Consider the following 18,770-nt stretch of genomic DNA (forward strand, 5'->3'; position numbering starts at 1 on the left):
GGATATAAAATGTATATTAGATCACTAATTAGAGCTGGTGAAGCACGGATGAATTTCATCATAAAAAAACATGAAAAATGTGGTGATGTAAAGGAAAGAGAAAAAATAAATAGTCGATATGAATTATTTGGTCTATTTGGTCTATTAAAGCTATTATTCTGTTCTAAAAGTAATTCTTATAAATATAATCTAGCAATAGTTGCAATTATGAAGAATGAGGCACCATATATTGCTGAGTGGATTAATTATTATAGATCAGTTGGTGTGAAGCATTTTTATATTTATGACAATGAAAGTACAGATAATTTAGAGAGTGTGATACAGGGCTTGACAGATGTTACCTATCAAAAAATTCATGGAAAAGCTCGCCAGTTAGATGCGTATAATGATGCCTTAAATAGATATGGTAAAAGTTGCAAATACATGGCTTTTTTGGATGGTGGTGAATTCATTTTTTGTCCTAATTCAGACAACAAGCTAGTACCCGTACTAGATGCATATTTCTCTAAAAAAAATATCGGAGGATTGGGGATTAATTGGCAAGTCTTTGGATCGAGTAATTTTGACACCAAACAAGAAGGGCTCATAACAGATAATTATGTTTATCGTTCAGATGAAAATTTTGAAAAGAATAGACATATAAAAACTGTATGTATGCCTTCTAGAAGTGCTGGTTTTGTTTATGATCCGCATAGTATGATATATCTTCCGGGCTATCATGCTATTAACGAAAATTTTGAGAGAATAGAAGGGCCACTTACTGAGGTTCCTAGTACTAAGAAAATTAGGATAAATCATTACTTTTCAAAATCAAAAGAAGAGTTCTTAAGTAAAAGAGCAAGGGGTCAGGCAGATTCAGATAAAATTCGTGATATGAAACAATTCGATGACCATGATAAAAATGATATATATGACGATTCTCTTAGAAAGTACAATCGTTGTCATGGATTAAGTATGTAATATAGTTATGTAATAGTTTTAAAATGCATTGAAAAGCGAGAAAAGATGTTAGTTCGTTTTTCAATGCTATTTTTGACTATTCTTTTAAAAACTTGAAATCTTCTTGAAAATATAGCACAATAACAATGAGTGCCTAGGGCACTATAAAAGAAATCGTTGATGTTTTTACATCTAGGAGGATATTTACATGACAAAGTACCTAGTAGTAGGCGCAGGACTTTTTGGCGCTGTTTTTGCACACGAAGCTGCTAAGCGTGGCCATGAAGTTAAGGTAATTGAAAAAAGAGGTCACATCGCAGGAAACATCTATACTAAAGAGATTAATGGCATTCAGGTTCATCAATATGGAGCACATATTTTCCATACTTCTAATGAACATGTTTGGAACTATGTAAATCAATTTGCTAAGTTTAATCGTTACACTAACAGTCCGGTGGCTAATTACAATGGTGAAATTTACAACTTGCCGTTTAATATGAACACCTTTAACAAATTATGGGGTGTGGTTACTCCTGAACAAGCCCAAGCTAAGATTGATGAACAACGGGCAGTTTTAAACGGGAAAACACCTGAAAACTTAGAAGAACAAGCAATTTCATTGATTGGGACAGATATCTATGAAAAACTAATCAAAGGTTACACCGAAAAACAATGGGGACGTAAGGCGACTGATTTGCCAGCCTTTATCATCCGGCGTTTACCGGTGCGTTTGACGTACGATAATAACTACTTTAATGATGATTACCAAGGAATTCCGGTTGGTGGTTATACGCAGATTGTAGAAAAAATGTTAGCTCATGAATTGATCAGCGTTGAAACAAATGTAGATTTCTTTGCTAAAAAAGACGAATATTTGGCAAGTTATGACCGAATCGTCTTTACAGGAATGATTGATGAATTCTTTGATTATGAATTAGGTGAATTAGAATATCGTTCATTACGTTTTGAAAGTGAAGAATTAGACGTTGATAACTATCAAGGTAATGCCGTGGTAAACTACACGGATGCCAAAACGCCATTTACCCGAATCATCGAACATAAGCACTTTGAATTTGGAAAAGGTGATAAGAATAAGACGGTTATCACGCGCGAATATCCACAAGACTGGCAACGTGGTGATGAACCATACTATCCAGTTAATGATGATAAAAATAACCGTTTGTACAAGCAATACACACAATTAGCTAAGCAAAAAGCAGATAAGATCATCTTTGGTGGTCGCTTAGGACAATATCGTTATTACGATATGGACCAAGTTATTGCTGCAGCTTTAGTAACAGTAAAAAATGAATTTGAGGGATAAAAATGAGAGTTGTCCGCAACTATTTATATAACGCGGGGTACCAAGTTTTAGCGATTATCTTACCATTAATTACCGCTCCATATATCAGTCGTATTTTAGGTGCACATGGGGTTGGGATTAACGCGTATACGAATTCTTTAATAACATACTTTACGTTGCTGGCCAGTGTAGGAATCGGTTATTATGGAAATCGTCAAATTGCATACGTGCGCGAGAATGCTCAAAAGTTAGCACAGACTTTTTGGGAAATCCAGATTGTTAAGACTGTTACGACAATATTGGCAACTGTTATTTTTGCGATTTTTGTGTATTTCTACGACAAATATACGATATATTTGTGGTTACAGGCGCTTAATCTATTAGCGGTCGCCTTCGATGTTTCTTGGCTTTATATGGGTGTCGAAGATTTCAAACGTACGGTAATGCGCAATACGATTGTTAAGATTATATCTGTAATTGCGATCTTTGTCTTTGTTAAAGATGTCAATGATATCGGGGTATATATTGTCATCTTAGGGCTAGGGAATCTGTTAGGTAATATGATTTTATGGCCACACTTATCTAAGATGTTGACTAAAGTTAAATTTAGTCAATTAAAACCCTGGCAGCATCTAGGCCCTTCTGTAGCGTTGTTTATTCCGCAAATCGCAACGCAAGTATATCTTCAATTAAATAAAACAATGCTAGGGGTCATGATTGGAACAACAGCGTCAGGCTTTTATCAAAGCTCGGATAACTTAGTTAAAATGGTGCTTGCAATTGTAACGGCAACAGGAACCGTGATGTTACCGCACGTTTCTAATGCCTTTGCAGGAGGCAACCATGAAAAAGTTAATAAATTGTTGTATACCTCATTTGATTTTGTGTCAGCAATTGCTTTTCCGATGAGTTTTGGTTTGGCTGCAATATCTTTGAAATTTGCTCCGGTTTTTTATGGTAAGGGATTTACACCTGTTGGTACGGCAATGATGATCGAAGCAATTGTTATTTTATTTATTGGTTGGAGTAATGTAATTGGCTTGCAATATTTGTTACCGACTAATAAAGATCGGGCATTTAGTACTTCGGTTATCATTGGAGCGGTTGTTAACATTATCTTGAATGTTCCAATGATTTATTTATGGGGACTAAATGGAGCTATGTTGGCAACTGTATTGTCCGAATTGGCGGTGACAGGGTATCAGTTGTACGTTATTCGCAAATTGGTTTCATATCGAAAATTATTTACAAACACATGGAAGTATTTAGTTGCTTCATTCGTGATGTTTGGGATTGTATTTTTTGTGGATCAAAGCTTCGGAATGAATCTTTTAAATATTGTAATTGAAATTTTCTTAGGTGGAATTGTCTATTTGATTATAATTTTTCTTTTGAAACCAAGTATACTGAGGAAGCTTGATATATTGTGGAAAGATAAAACTTTAATGTAATTAAGGAGGACATATAGAATATGTCAATGTATATTGTGACCCATAAGGGAATTTCTGAAAGAATTCCTGTAGGGTATCAACCATTATTGGTTGGCGCAGAGATCAATGGTAAGAAGAAAGAATATATTAATGATAATGAAGGATTAAGTATTTCTGAAAAAAATAAGAATTATTGCGAGTTAACAGGACTCTACTGGATATGGAAGAATTCTTCTGAAAAAAATGTAGGAATTTCACATTATCGAAGATACTTTTCAGAAAAATTAGAAAATAAGGCGTATAAGCATATACAAGTTTTATTAGGAACTCTAAAACCAATTAGCTTATGGAAATTAGATAAGTATTTGGAAGATTTTGATATTATTGTTCCTAAAAAAGAATGTTATACCATTAGTGTAGAAAAACAGTATGCACAATGTCATAATATTGTTGATTTAAATGAGACCAAAAAAATTATCAGTAATCTAACTCCGGAATATTTAGAAGCGTTCAATAAAGTTATGAAAGGACATTGTATGTCTATGTATAATATGGTTTACACGAGGAAAGAGTTATTTGATGATTATTGTGAGTGGCTGTTCAAAATCTTATTTGAGTTAGAAAAAAACATTGATATAAGTGACTATAATAATTATCAAGCTAGAGTTTTTGGTTTTATATCTGAGAGATTATTCAATGTTTGGTTGGAAAAAAATTCGGAATTAACTATTAAATATATAGATGTTTATAACATTGCTGAGTTGAATCGAAAAAATACTTTAATAAAGTTTACTCATTTAGTTAATTCAAAAAGGAGATAGCAATGTGTTTTTTTAAAAAAAGATCACAGTTATTGGATAAGGTATCCGGTGTAGAAACATATGGTAATTTAATGTTTTATGTATTATTGTGTATATTTCTGATTATGCAATTTTCATCGGGAACTATGATATATGAAAGTTATTTAACCGCAGATTTTCCGTATGAAGTAATAATGATAGTATCATTTATTTTGGCAGTTAAAATTTTTTTGATGGATGAATTTAGCAGTCTACAAGAAATGTCATTGTATCTATCATTTGGGTTACTATTATGGATAAGTTGTAAATTAGCAGAGACATATGATATTGTTTATTATTATATTTTTATTGTAGGAGCAAGAAATAAGGATTTTAAAGTAATCACTCGAATATTTTTATTGACTATATCTGTCAGTTTACTCATCACTATAATATCAGCAAAAATAGGGTTACTACTAGGACTGACAATTGGTCGGACAGACGATACTGTGATTCGTTATGCTTTAGGAACAGTTTATCCCACAGATTTAGCTGCTAGAACATTTTATTTACAATTAATGTATGTTGTATTACGAAAATTTAAGTTAACAATACCTGAGTTTATTGCTGGTTTTGCATTCTCAATTATGATGTATATTATTACTGATACACGTGTAGATGCTGCGTTGATGATTGCGACATTATTTATTGCTATAGGTTATAAATATGCTATGAGCATATTAGACTTTTTGGGAAATAAAGTATTAATATTATTGGGCATGCTGTCAGTATTTGGGATGATTGGTTTAACATATATATATACTCCTAAGATTGGAATTTTAAGAATTGTTGATAAATTATTATCAACACGTTTGCAAAATGGTCATGGAGCATTTGAAAATTATAATGTTACAATGTTTGGCCAATATATTTTTCAGCAGGGAAATGGTGGATTACACACAAAGCCATTTCATTACTTTTTTATTGATTGTACATTTATTAGAGTTCTAATGATGAATGGTTTAGTAGTTTTTATGTTATTTATGTGGGGACTATGTTATATGTTAAAGCGTTTCATGAATAATAGAGCATATTCTTTAGTTTGGGCATTGATTTTGATTGTAATTAGTTCTTTAATTGATCATCATATGACAGAATTATCGTTTAATATTATTTTCTTAGCGATGTTTTCAAATATCAGTTATTTTATAGAGTACAAAGAAAATAAAAAAATAGTTTAATTTTTATATTAAAGTGGAGAATAGTATGGGACATAGAAAATTAATGTTATCAATATTTTGGAAGTTCATTTATATTACGTCTTTATTAATCTCTATGCTTATTCTGATAGTAAGTGTGTTCGTTCCTGGAGAAATTAGAGGAATTACAGACAATATGTTGTCAATTCCTACAATTATTTTTGGCGGAGTGGTATTCTTTATTTTTATAACTTTAATGTTGAATATTATGAAAATGAAGAGATTTCGTCTAGCAACATATATAGTATTTATAAGTTTTCAGATTATTCTACAAATTTATTTATCAATTAAGATGCAAGGAGCGCAAGGCGTTGATGATTTTGATATGTATCTTCAAATTGGAAGTTTATTGAATAATATATCTGCATCGTGGTCATCTTATTTTTCATTTGCTCCGAATAATGTTGTTGCAACTGTTATTTTTGGAATAATTGCTAAGGTAGCACAGGTATTACATCAACCAGAAGTTTTTTTATAAATATATTTTCTTATATGTGTATTGATATTTCTGTATTATCAGGTTTTATAATAGTTAAGAAATATCTATCTCAAAGAGTTGCAGATACCTATTTTTTATTGGCAATGTTATTTATGCCATTATATATATTTCCGTTGATAATGTATACAGATCCATTAGCTGTGTTATTTTTGTCGTTGGGAATGTTGTTTTTTTCTAAAGTGAACATTAAAAAATATAAATTGTTATCAAATATAGGGTTATTGTTGATTAGTTCAATTCTTTTTTTGATAGCGACATTTATTAAAACTAACTCAATAATTATGATTATTGCAATGATATTAGTCATAATTTGCGGTACAGATATAAATTTTAAAAGGAAAATATTAGTATTTGTATGTATATTTGTTTCAATAATATTTTTTTCAAAATGGAAGAAAAAGTACAAAATAAGTACGTTCCTATCAATGTAGAGTATAATTTTCCATATTCTTATTGGATAGGTGTTGGATTTAATAGCGATATGGATGGTACGACTTTTAAGAATGGAATTGGTACGTGGGATGAAACAAATAAATATACTACTCTTAAGGAAAGAGATAATTACAATAGACAATATATTAAACAATCTATAGAAGAATTAGGTTTGCCAGGTTTAATGAATTTATGGGCTAGGAAAATAGATGTACAGTGGTCTACTGGTGCAATGGGAATTAATAATCGAAATTATGAAATCTCAAAATCTTTTCCTAGAATTTATGAATATATTTATGGGTCACAAAAAGCATTTATCCTGACCTTTTCACAAATTATATATATTGTTGATGATTGGCTATGCTTTTGCCTCTAAGAAAATGATAACAGAAGCAAAAGAATATTGTTGGGAAAAATTGTTAATACTATTTGTTATTGGAGTGTTTATATTCCATACTGTGTTGTGGGAGGTTCAAGAAAGGTATAGCTTTTTAGTTGTTATTTGTTTATTGATTTTTGGAAGTAAAGGCCTAGCAGACTTAACTGAGAAAGCAAGTAGTATATTAAAATATAATGCAAAATTTATTACTCTTTTATGTGTTACTGGACTTATTTTAGGATTGTCATTTGATTATAAAAAGACAGCTCCTAATTTGGTTGATTTACCAGTTGTGGGGCAAAATTTTTTTAGGACAGAAAATATGGTTTTAAAACCACATAATATTGTGAAAGAGCAGATATATATACCAAATAACTTCAATAAGGTGAATTTACCGATTCAAGGAGAAAAAAGTGATTTTTTAGTATATTTGATTGATAATAATGATAAAAAATATTCCATTAATCATGAGTTAAAATATCTAACGGGCGGAAAATATACTATTGTTATAAAAAATATATCAGAAAATGATATTTTTATTCCCATAGGAAAATCAGAGAGCAGATTAGGACTTCTTCAGAAACCTATTAATAGAACAAAAAATGAATTTTTGAAATTCTTTATATCTTATTCAACAGAGGTTGGTTTATCATCAAAAGCTCTATATTTATGGCTAATTATTAATATCTTAGTTCTGGGAATCTTTATGCTTTTTAGAAAAAAACTTATAAATTAAGTTTCAATTATGTAACATATATTAAAAATAGATGTTTTTTTATTTCAATGTGCAATTCATACAATAAAAAAATTGCAAATTGTTTAATTAATAGCTATAATGTTAAAAGTAGTACCTAATGGGCTATAGTTGAAATTTAAAAAGGTAGGATTTTTTGTGGAATCTGAAATATATGTGGTTAGTCATAAAATGACTAAGATGCCACAAGGTTCAATCTATTGTCCGATTCAAGTTGGACAAAATGAAGATAATTTTGTTGGCTATTTGAGAGATAATACTGGGGATAATATTGCTCTAAAAAATGCAAATTATTGTGAACTAACGGCTCAATATTGGGCTGCTAAGAATCGTCAAGCAGATATTAAAGGTTTAGTACATTATCGGCGTCTTTTCTCTAATGGTAAGGCTAATTTCTTTAGTAGTGAAGATAAGAAGTTAGCAGATGTGATGACCAATGAGACGTTGGAAAGATTATTAATGAATCATGATATGATTTTACCTAAGAAGCGGAATTATTATATCGAAAGTTCATGGTCACATTATGCACATAGTCATAATGTGAAGGATCTTGAGGTGACGCGTGAAGTTATCAAAGAAATGTATCCAGACTATCTCGCGTATTTTGATACTTTATTACAAAAAAAATCGGCTCATATGTTTAACATGTTTATAGCAAAAGCTAGGATTTTCGATGAGTATACATCTTGGTTAATGAATATTTTACAAGAAGTTGAAAATAGAATAGATATTAGTGATTATAGCACATATGAAAAGCGAGTATTTGGCTTTATTAGTGAGTTGTTATTGGATGTGTGGGTAGAAAAAAATAAGATTAATTATGTGGAAGTACCAGTGATGTTTATCGGTAAGCAACATTGGGTAAAGAAGATTACTTCATTTTTAATGCGCAAATTTGTGGGACACCCCTTAGATTAGCGATTGTATTATGAAAGGGTGCAGGATATGACAGAAGGCCTTAGCAAGAGTATCTATCTAGCTTTTAAAAGATTGATAGATATTATTGTTTCTGTAATTGCACTGGTTTTTGTTTTACCAATAACATTGATTGTTTTTATTATTGATTGTTTTGGAGAAAACAGAGGCCCGGTGTTTTATAAACAAAAGAGAATAGGTAAAAATCATAAGCCTTTTTATATGTACAAATATAGGTCGATGATTGTTGGGGCAGAGGATTATTTAGAAAAGGATCTTAAATTGCATGATTTATATGTAAAAAATAACTATAAGTTACCTCCCGAGCTAGATCCGAGGGTTACAAGATTTGGAGTTTTTTTAAGAAAGACGTCAATTGATGAAATTCCGCAATTTTTCAATATTTTGAAAGGGGATATGACATTAATCGGTCCTCGCCCAGTTGTGGAAGAAGAATTGTCGGAATATGGCGACAGGATAGATAAATTTTTATCTGTAACACCTGGAGCGATGGGATATTGGCAAGCTTCTGGTAGAAGCAATGTGGGTTATCCTGAACGGTGTGACTTAGAGCTGTACTATGTTGATCATGCGTCATTTTTATTTGATGTTAAACTTGTTTTTAAATCGATTAGTAGTATTTTTAAAGGTTCGGGGGCATATTAGGAAAACATAGGATTAGCGTATTAATCCTATGTTTTTGTGTATTTATGGATGTATATATGGTAGGTGAAAAAATGGTACAAAAATTGTTAAAGAAAAAAAACGTTTTTTTTTTATATCATTGTTTATTTTAACTTTTATTATAGGAATCTTTATACTATCTATTTTAGGTGGAGAACCGTTTGGCACAGGAACATTAGCTATTATGGATGCTAATATTCAATATGTTGATTTTTTTGGATATTTACATGATATCTTATTAGGGAAAAATAGTGCCTTATATACATTAAGTAATCTGTTGGGCGGGGATCCTATATCAATAATTAGCTATTATTTACTATCACCATTTAACTTATTATTAATGTTTTTTAGTAAATCAGAGATTCCACTATTTTTTAATATAGTAGTTTTATTAAAATGGGCTACATCAGCAACCACATTTGCAATATTTATTATAAAAAGATTCGAAAATAAAATTAGTTACTTATTTACTACTATTTTTTCAATAAGTTACGCTTTTATGCAATATAATATATCGCAATCAAGTAATTTAATGTGGTTAGATGGCGTATATATGCTTCCTTTAATTGCTCTAGGTGTTTACTATGCAGTAAATAAAAATGATATCAAATTATTAAGTATATCAGTTGGTTTGACAATTATTTTTAATTGGTATGCCGGTGTGATGAATTGCTTATTTTCAGCGATACTGCTCATATTTGAATTATTATGTAAAAATCAAGAAGAAGGCACAAGTAATATCAAAAATTACAGTAAATCAATTATTAGTTATGCGATTGGTATGTTCTTAGGAATTATGTTAAGTGCTATAATCTTTTTACCTACAGTTATCGCTTTAAGATCAGGGACCCGTGGTGCGTTTGATTTAGAATTATTTAGTCTAAAGTTATTAGGAAATCCATTGAATATTTTAAAAAGTTATACTATCGGAACGATAAGTTCTTTAGGAAATAGTGCTTTATATTCCGGAAGCTTAGCGTTGATTATGGGATTATTAATTCCATTTTATGCATCGAAGATACGCGAAAAATTAGCATATGTATTTTTGTTGGTTGCATCGGTAATGATTTTATATTGGAATCCATTATATGTTGTATTCTCATTATTTAAGCAAGTAGATAGCTATGTGTATAGATGTTCGTATTTAGTATGTTTTGTATTATTATTTTGTGCAACAACAACATCTAAGAAGTTGATGCAATCCGATAGGCAGTTATCAAATGTAATATTTTTTGGAGTAATTATTTCTGGTGTAGTTTATTTTTTAAATTATCCTTTGGTAAGTACAAACTCACAAAATATTAAGCTGACTATAATATTTATGCTTGTTCTTTCTATCTTATTAGTAACATACATTAAATTTAAGAAATTAAGATTAGTTTGTGGAATTACAGTTTTAATTTTTTCCGTGGGAGAAGTAAGTCTTAATATGTATCAATTATTTTCTGAAACTTATAAGTTAACTGATGGACAAAGTTTCAGTCAATATGAGAAAAGTCAAGAAAGACAAATTGAAGAAATAAAAAACAACGATTCGGGTGTGTATAGGATTAGTCAATTACTGAATAGAGGTCAGATTGTTGGAGGCTTAACAGCAAATTATAATGAATCTTTAGCTTTTAATTATTTCTCACTTGCTGGGTATTCTTCAAGTCCTGAGGTAGAAACAATGAATCTATTAAATAATTTAGGATACAGAAGCGAGCAAGATAGAATTACTGTTGTAAATACTTCAATCTTATCATCAGATTCATTATTGGGAGTTAAGTATATTTTGGCGAATAATCAAATTGGGAATTTAGAAAAAGTAAATGGAGATGAACGGATAAATAATAAATACATTTATAAAAACCAATATTCATTACCTATGGCATTTGCGTGGGATTATAAAAACACTAATTCTATTCAATATTACAATACTTTTGACTATCAAAATGAATTATATAGTAAAATATTAGGTGAAAATATTAAACTTTATACACCAATAGAATATACGGCGAAAAATGTAGAACATGGGATTGAGTATACATTAAAATTACCATCTGGGCATTATATGTTCTATGGAAATATACCATGGAACCGTTGGATAAATAATTGTCAGATAATTTTTGCAGATAATTCAAGTATTCAATATGCAGGATGGTTATCTCAAGGAGTATTTAATATTCCTACTAGTAATACGTCTTCAACAATAGTAACTATGAAGGCAAATGATTCATTAATGATTCAAATTCCACAATTTTATGCTTTAAATTTAGATAATTTGAAATATGTACATGATAAAATTGCAAAAAAATCGGCTCTATTGGATATACAAGGTTCCAAAATAACAACTACAGTGAAGAATTCTGAAAATAATTCGTTATTTATATCAATACCTTATAATAAAAACTGGAATGTTACTATTAATGGAAAATATGTTTCAGTTGATAAAGTAGCTAATAGTTTAATGAGTATTCCTCTAGAGAATGGAAAAAATAAAATTGTATTGACTTACAATAATAAAACTATTGGATGGGGAATTATAGTAACTATTGTAGGGATTGTGTTTCTTATTATTAAGGAAAAATTATATCGTAGAAAAATTTAGAATAAAGATTTTGTCAAATTGGACTGATGAAGTAGTCGTCAAAGGTTGAAGTTATAAATTTTAATCTTTGAGCTCTCTTTACTGGAATTTTCCAGTGAGGAGGGCTTTTTTGTTGGCTTATTTTGGAAAGAAAAAACATTTAAATAAGCCTATTCAAAGACTTGATTTGAATACTTTTATTTATAATTAATTAGGTTGTTAATAAGAAAAATCCGCAACCGCATATTGAAAAAACTACGAAAGCCATAGCTAAGGCGTTTTAAAGTTTTGCTATGTGTATGCAGACTTTCGAGTTTAGCGTTGGAATATTGCTTTGTTAAAGCTAGACGGATGCCTTGTTCATAGTCTAAAAATGCTTTTTTTAATGGTATGAAGTAATTTGAAAAATATTTTTGGTTGTTTTTGTATGATAAGCCCAAAGCAGTTTGTGGGAGTACTGATAAGCTACTTTGAGTACGATAGAAATTGTAAGTAAACAATCGATGACATCAGATTTAGTTAGGATATCCTATTTAAAATTAATCCGATTTTTGTATGTTGTGTAATTTAGTTTATCTTCTGATTTTAAAAGTAGTCGATATAATGGTTAACGGATTAGTACTTTTTTATGAACAAGTTAGCTTATTTTGCAAAAAGCTTTAAGATAAGTTTTTAAAACGAGTCAAAAAAGAAGTTTTAGAAACTTATTTTTTATGGATAAACAAGGACGAAATAAGTTGTCAATAAAGAATTTATATGTTTAAAAACTCTGGAAATTTTTTTAGTATATTTCGTTATTTGACATTTATATTTAATCTTGACAATTTCTTAAATACTCTCTAAAGTAGAAGTGTTTAGAACGATATTTTGTAAAAGGGGTCTAAATTAATATGAAAAGAAACTATGTTAAAACACTTAGTTTTTTATTGGTATTGGGTGGATCGATGATTATGGCTGGAACAAAAGTTAATGCAGACATTGTTCCATCTAGCACACTGTTAGCTCCACCAAAAGATGCAAATAAGCAAGTTGAAAAATTTAATACAACAATGCAATTGAGTTTTGAGCCAAGAGCAACAGGAACAGATCGATTTGCTGTAGGAGATACAAAGTATACACATGTAGATGCGGTTGATATTGCTTCTTATCAATACCAGATGACTTTAGCTGATTTTCAAAAACTTAAAGCAGCGGGAGTTAAGACGGCGATTGTTAAGATTAGTGAAGGAACATATTATGTTAATCCATATGCAAGAAAACAAATATCCTTAGCTCGCCAAGCTGGACTTAACATTGCAGTTTATCATTATGCTACATACAATAATGCAAATTCAGGATTAGATGAAGGTAGGTATGCGGCGAAAACAATGAAGTCTCTAGGTCTTGGCACAGGGACATTAGTTTTTTCTGATATAGAAGATAATTCTACTCTTAGCTCTCAGGTAAAAGATGGTACTAATGCTTTTTGGCAAGGATTGAAAGAATCTGGATATACTAATTATGCGATATATACTTATCAGTATTATCAATATAGAGATGCAGTAATTTCTACTGTTGGTAAGAATAGAACATGGATTGCACAATATCCATATAGTCCAACCAAAAATGGTTATTATGAACAGCAATGGAGAAATGAAGGCTATGGGGCTTGGCAATTCTCATCGACAGCATATATTGCAGGGGGAAATTATACCGGAAGCATAGATGTCTCTCGTGATTATAATGGTTTGTTAACAGGAACACCATTGTCTACCAATGTAGGTGTTGTAGATGCTGCGTATATTAATGGAAAATCTTTCCATATAAGCGGATGGCATGCAGCTGATGCTGCGGAAACACAAAAGAATGCATATATTATTGCTTATGATTCGACAGATAACAGAGAAATTGGTAGAGTTAAATATGAGCCAAGCTTACGCCAAGATGTTGCTAATTCTGATTATGGTTATTTGTATAACGCTAAGTATAGTGGATATAGTGTGGATATTCCTATCCCAGATGGATATCAAATCTCAGGTAAAAATATTCAATTTATTATGAGATATTCAGCGGATACTAATGGAAATAGTAATTATACAGATAAGTGGTCTCAAAAATATAAATTTAGTAGTAATTATTATAATATAGACAATTTTAGTATAGAGAATGGAATTGTTAATGTTTCAGGCTGGCATATTTCAGATGCATCAAGTGGATATTCTAATCCATATATATTAATTTATGATGCAACAACTGGAAAAGAAATAACAAAGCGTGTAAAATATAATCCGATTGAACGAATGGATGTCTCAGCTGCCTATCCTCATGTATATAATTCGGCTAAAAGTGGATTTGATTTACAAATTCCATTGACTAATAAGAATATAGCTGGTCACAAAATACAAGTGATTATGAGATATTCTGATAATGCAGATACAGGAGAAGGAAGCTTTCAAGATATTTATTCTAATGCATATACGATGCCAAATGAAAACAAATATTGGATAGATAATTTCAATATTGATTCAGATAATGTTGTACACGTTTCTGGATGGCATATTTCGGATGCATCTAGAGAATTAAATAATCCGTATATATTAATTTATGATGCAACAACGGGAAAAGAGATAACAAAGCGTGTAAAATATAATCCGATTGAACGAATGGATGTCTCAGCTGCCTATCCTAATGTATATAATTCGGCTAAAAGTGGATTTGATTTACAGATTCCATTGACTAATAAGAATATAGCTGGTCACAAAATACAAGTGATTATGAGATATTCTGATAATGCAGATACAGGAGAAGGAAGCTTTCAAGATATTTATTCTAATGCATATACGATGCCAAATGAAAACAAATATTGGATAGATAATTTCAATATTGATTCAGATAATGTTGTACACGTTTCTGGATGGCATATTTCGGATGCATCTAGAGAATTAAATAATCCGTATATATTAATTTATGATGCAACAACGGGAAAAGAGATAACAAAGCGTGTAAAATATAATCCGATTGAACGAATGGATGTCTCAGCTGCCTATCCTAATGTATATAATTCGGCTGAAAGTGGATTTGATTTACAAATTCCATTGACTAATAAGAATATAGCTGGTCACAAAATACAAGTGATTATGAGATATTCTGATAATGCAGATACAGGAGAAGGAAATTTTCAAGATAGTTGGTCGCAAGAATTTATACAATAGTATATAATAATATTTAATGAATGTAAGAGATGATAAGAACTTGTGTCAGAATTTTCTCCGAAAAGCTATGAAATAAAGACTCTTAGTCAAAGTGGACTGATAGAGCAGTCATCAAAAATTAAAGTTATTAATTTTGATTTTTGAGCTCTCTTTGCTGGTTTTACCAGTGAGGAGGGCTTTTTTGTTGGCTTATTTCGGAAAGAAAAAACACTTAAATAAGCCTATCCAAAGACTTAATTTGAATATTTTTATTTATAACTAATTAGGATGTTAATAAGAAAAATGCACAACCGTATATTGAAACCATAGTTAAGGCGTTTTAAAGTCTTGGTATGTGTATGAAGACTTTTGTGTTTAGAGTTGGAATATTTGTTTGTTAAAGCTAGGCAGATCCTTTATTTATATAAAAAAATGTTTATTTTATGAAGTTCCGTAGATATTTCACGAAGTAATTGAAAAACATCGGGTTGCTTTTTGTGATAAGTATAGATTAGCTTATTGATAATATTCATTTGTTAACTAACTTTAAATGTGGAGTTGGATAAATAATGTTTAACCTGTGTGGACATGGAAGTATGTTATCGAGTTTATTCTAACTGAATATCGTTAAATTTACTTTTTGAAAGGTATAAAAAATCAGGACTGTTAAAAATGTTAACAGTCCTGAAAAATTGAATTAAATATTATCGATTATTTTTTGTTTTAAAATTATTTGATTTTTTGTTGTGCCCATTGAGCACTGAATTGCTTACCGATTAATAAGTCGTATTGGATAAGACGATAGTCATATAATAATTGTTGTTGTTTAGGTGTTAAATCGTTTTCTTTGATAAATTTATTATCTTGATTTATTAAAAGACTGTCGGACCCTATATCTGCTCCAGTTATATTAGTACTGATGGTAGGTAATTCTTTAGAAACTTCTGTTAGTAATGCATAATATGGAGTAACTTTGTTATTTCCAACTTCCAATGCTAAGGCAGGAAATTCATATGGTCCAACTATTGGATTATCTAATTTTACAGTAGATCGATTGCTATATATAAAATAATCTGTTTCATGCATAGTCAGAGCATCTTTTTGAGGATTAAGGTTTGAATAGATTCCTGGTAGATGATCTCCGTACCATACAACAGTAATAGGTTTATCAATCTGGTTTATTTTATCTATAAAGTTTTTTAAAGCAACATCTGTCTTACTGATACCTTCAATATATCCTTCTATTTTTGAATTATTTTCGGATGTTACTGCTGCGCCACTTATTTTAAAATCGTTTTGATCATATTTTGCTATATCATACGGTTGATGATTTTGCATGGTTGATAATTGAATAAACGTAGAACCACTATTATTGGTAATTTGTTTTAGTAATTCTTCATAGGCAGATTCATCTGAAATAACTGAACTATTTCCTAGTCTATCAGTAAAAGATAATTTATCTTTACTATCTATATGATAAAAATGTTGAAAACCATATTTGTTAAATACTCCAATTCTGTTATAGAGATTTGCTGTATACGGATGAATGGCAATTTTATTATCAAATAGATTGGTAATGTTAGGAGCAATTTGTTGTCCAGGGACAATTTGATAGTATGGGGTTCCAGCATTTGGAACCAAGTTTCCTTGAGCCATACCGGATAAGGCCTGCCACTCCATGTTAGCAGTACCTCCGCCTAGTCCAGAGCTGACCATTAAACCGGATGAAGTTTGTTGTTTAAGATTTGTAATAAAAGGAATAGGATTATGATCGATATTCAATCCTGGAATGCGACTAGGATCACTAAAACTTTCACTTAAAATAAATACAACAGTTTGATTTTTTAGTGAGTTTGTTCGTTGCTGATTAATCTTGTTTGCGATTTTTGTGTATTTACGTTCTATATTCTTAATAGTAGTTTCATTATAGTTAGCTGGTTTTTTCATAGGACTACCTATAAAATCATTTGCAAATTGCAAGATAGGCCCATTTATTTTTGCACTTCCAGTTATATCCCAAGGAGTATCTTGATATTGTATGGCTTTAAATACCATAGTGCGTATTGTATTTGAATCATTTTTCCAAAATATTATTACTAGAAAACTTAAAGCCAGCAAGAATGTTAATATTCTTCTTTTAATTATTGGGTGTCTATACTTCATTTTAGGTTCTATTTTTCTTGAAACAATAACTGTTACTGCTAACAGTACTATTATAGATCCTATAACAGTATATATGGTTCCATGATTAACTAAGCTCATAATTTCAGGAAGATTTGATATAAATACCAAATCTGAGTGGAGAATAGGTTCATTGCGTATAGTCATTTTTAGATATTCTGCGACGGTTATTAATGTGGATACTAAAATAATGATAGATACTGAATAAATATATTTATTCGTTAATATGTACAACAAATAAAATACTGCCAAATAAATTAAACATGTGATAAATATTTTAGAACCTTGATATAATATGACAGAATTAAGTAAATCAATATTCACTTTAGCTTCCGTAGCTCGAACAACTAGAAATTGAATGACAGTTAAAAAATATATAATTAGGGTAATCAAAATAAGTCGTTTATTTTCAAAGATTATTTTCTTACAATTATTAAAGAGACTTACTAGATCAGAACTATCCGTAATATTATATTTTTTAACAATTTTTTTAAATATGGGCAATTGTAATATAAATTTTATTGCAAAAAATGAGAATAAAACACTTAAATATATATATAAAATATTTTTTGTGATAGCTATACTCCAGTGTTTGAATGAAGTATTAGTTTCAATAGACCAGTTAACCTTAATAAAATTAGCGAAAATTGGAGTATGAATCAAAAAATAAGTATTGAAAATTAACAAGTTTAGATTAGTATATGTATTTTCGTTATTTATATTTTTATAAATATTAAAAGTAATAACAGATATTAAAAAAGATAGTATAGAATATTGAGATAAGATATTTTTTTCGAAATTGGTAGGATTTTGGATTGTTGGAAGATACTTAATGATTATCCAAGTGATTCCAAGAAAAACTAAAAGTATAATTAAATCTTTTAAAATTTTGTGTGTTTTGTTTGGATTATTCCAGAGTATACCTAAGATAAAGAGTAAAGAAATCCAAACAATATTCGTGCCAGACGAAATTGACCAAATGTTTTGGCCAAAAACAAGAGGAGAAACAATGATAAACCATACTAATATAAAAGTAATGGCTTGTTTTTGCTTATCTGACCAAAGGTTAATTTTTTTTGCAAGCGGTGAACCAAAGATGTAGCAAAGTAATAATGATGATGCAAAAGGATAAATATTACGACTTATTGGAAAAATTAACCCTAAAATATCACGATATGAAAAATTTTTAACATAGCAGATTAAAATTATTAGACAAAGGATTGTTAAAGAATAATAAGCTAAAACAATTTTAGGAAGTTTTCCTAAAGGATTATTGTCCTTGCTAATTGTTGAGCCTATATAAAGTGCTAAAAAATTATAGCTGATATTGCTTAAGGTGAGCAAAAATTGATATATATTTTTTGAGAATTTAATATATAATATTATGAGAAGTAACATATTCTAAGATTAATGAATTGCCAAAAACTTTATGATAGCATTATAATAGCAATATTAAATATTTTATTAATTATGTGAA

14 protein-coding genes are annotated in these 18,770 nt (G+C 29.8%); 12 read left to right on the forward strand and 2 right to left on the reverse strand.

What is annotated here, in order from left to right; translation table 11 throughout:
• Positions 1–9: 9 nt before the first annotated feature.
• From QM017_RS00840 to QM017_RS00890, 11 genes are all read left to right on the forward strand, one after another.
• Positions 10–960: a glycosyltransferase family 2 protein gene (locus QM017_RS00840; protein WP_282708545.1), complete on the forward strand. Its 951-nt coding sequence runs from the start codon at positions 10–12 to the stop codon at positions 958–960.
• A gap of 187 nt (positions 961–1,147) precedes the next feature.
• Positions 1,148–2,263: a UDP-galactopyranose mutase gene (gene glf, locus QM017_RS00845; protein ID WP_282708546.1), complete on the forward strand. Its 1,116-nt coding sequence runs from the start codon at positions 1,148–1,150 to the stop codon at positions 2,261–2,263.
• A 2-nt stretch (positions 2,264–2,265) separates the two neighbouring features.
• Entirely contained in the window at positions 2,266–3,693 is a 1,428-nt protein-coding gene (locus tag QM017_RS00850) for a flippase (RefSeq protein ID WP_282708547.1), read from the forward strand.
• Positions 3,694–3,713: 20 nt separating this feature from the next.
• Entirely contained in the window at positions 3,714–4,493 is a 780-nt protein-coding gene (locus tag QM017_RS00855; protein WP_282708548.1) for a DUF4422 domain-containing protein, read from the forward strand.
• 2 nt (positions 4,494–4,495) lie between these two features.
• Positions 4,496–5,692, forward strand: coding sequence for a hypothetical protein (locus QM017_RS00860; protein ID WP_282708550.1), 1,197 nt, complete (start codon positions 4,496–4,498; stop codon positions 5,690–5,692).
• A 226-nt stretch (positions 5,693–5,918) separates the two neighbouring features.
• Complete coding sequence (locus QM017_RS00865) at positions 5,919–6,188, forward strand: hypothetical protein (RefSeq protein WP_282708551.1); 270 nt, start codon at positions 5,919–5,921, stop codon at positions 6,186–6,188.
• Positions 6,189–6,597: 409 nt separating this feature from the next.
• Positions 6,598–7,017, forward strand: coding sequence for a hypothetical protein (locus tag QM017_RS00870; RefSeq protein WP_282708552.1), 420 nt, complete (start codon positions 6,598–6,600; stop codon positions 7,015–7,017).
• Positions 6,986–7,756: a hypothetical protein gene (locus QM017_RS00875; protein ID WP_282708553.1), complete on the forward strand. Its 771-nt coding sequence runs from the start codon at positions 6,986–6,988 to the stop codon at positions 7,754–7,756. Before QM017_RS00870 ends, QM017_RS00875 begins: the two co-directional genes overlap by 32 nt.
• A gap of 156 nt (positions 7,757–7,912) precedes the next feature.
• The gene (locus QM017_RS00880; RefSeq protein ID WP_282708554.1) at positions 7,913–8,692 is read left to right on the forward strand and encodes a DUF4422 domain-containing protein; all 780 of its coding nucleotides are present in this window, start codon (positions 7,913–7,915) and stop codon (positions 8,690–8,692) included.
• Between the two features lie 27 nt (positions 8,693–8,719).
• Entirely contained in the window at positions 8,720–9,355 is a 636-nt protein-coding gene (locus tag QM017_RS00885; protein WP_282708556.1) for a sugar transferase, read from the forward strand.
• A 118-nt stretch (positions 9,356–9,473) separates the two neighbouring features.
• Positions 9,474–11,963 (forward strand): YfhO family protein, encoded by a 2,490-nt coding sequence (locus QM017_RS00890; protein WP_282708557.1) that lies wholly within the window; start codon positions 9,474–9,476, stop codon positions 11,961–11,963.
• 176 nt (positions 11,964–12,139) lie between these two features.
• Here the strand turns inward: QM017_RS00890 and QM017_RS00895 are convergent, their stop codons facing one another.
• A complete protein-coding gene (locus QM017_RS00895; RefSeq protein ID WP_349238452.1) occupies positions 12,140–12,442 on the reverse strand; it encodes a transposase in 303 nt (100 codons plus the stop codon).
• Between the two features lie 450 nt (positions 12,443–12,892).
• Here QM017_RS00895 and QM017_RS00900 point away from each other — a divergent pair, with 450 nt between their 5' ends.
• Positions 12,893–15,133, forward strand: a complete 2,241-nt coding sequence (locus QM017_RS00900; RefSeq protein ID WP_282708558.1) for a GH25 family lysozyme — start codon at positions 12,893–12,895, stop codon at positions 15,131–15,133.
• A 708-nt stretch (positions 15,134–15,841) separates the two neighbouring features.
• Here QM017_RS00900 and QM017_RS00905 read toward each other — a convergent pair.
• A complete protein-coding gene (locus QM017_RS00905) occupies positions 15,842–18,691 on the reverse strand; it encodes an LTA synthase family protein (protein WP_282708559.1) in 2,850 nt (949 codons plus the stop codon).
• Positions 18,692–18,770 lie beyond the last annotated feature (79 nt).

This window comes from Ligilactobacillus sp. Marseille-Q7487, from assembly GCF_949152225.1.
In the GTDB taxonomy this organism is placed as follows: Bacteria; Bacillota; Bacilli; order Lactobacillales; family Lactobacillaceae; genus Ligilactobacillus.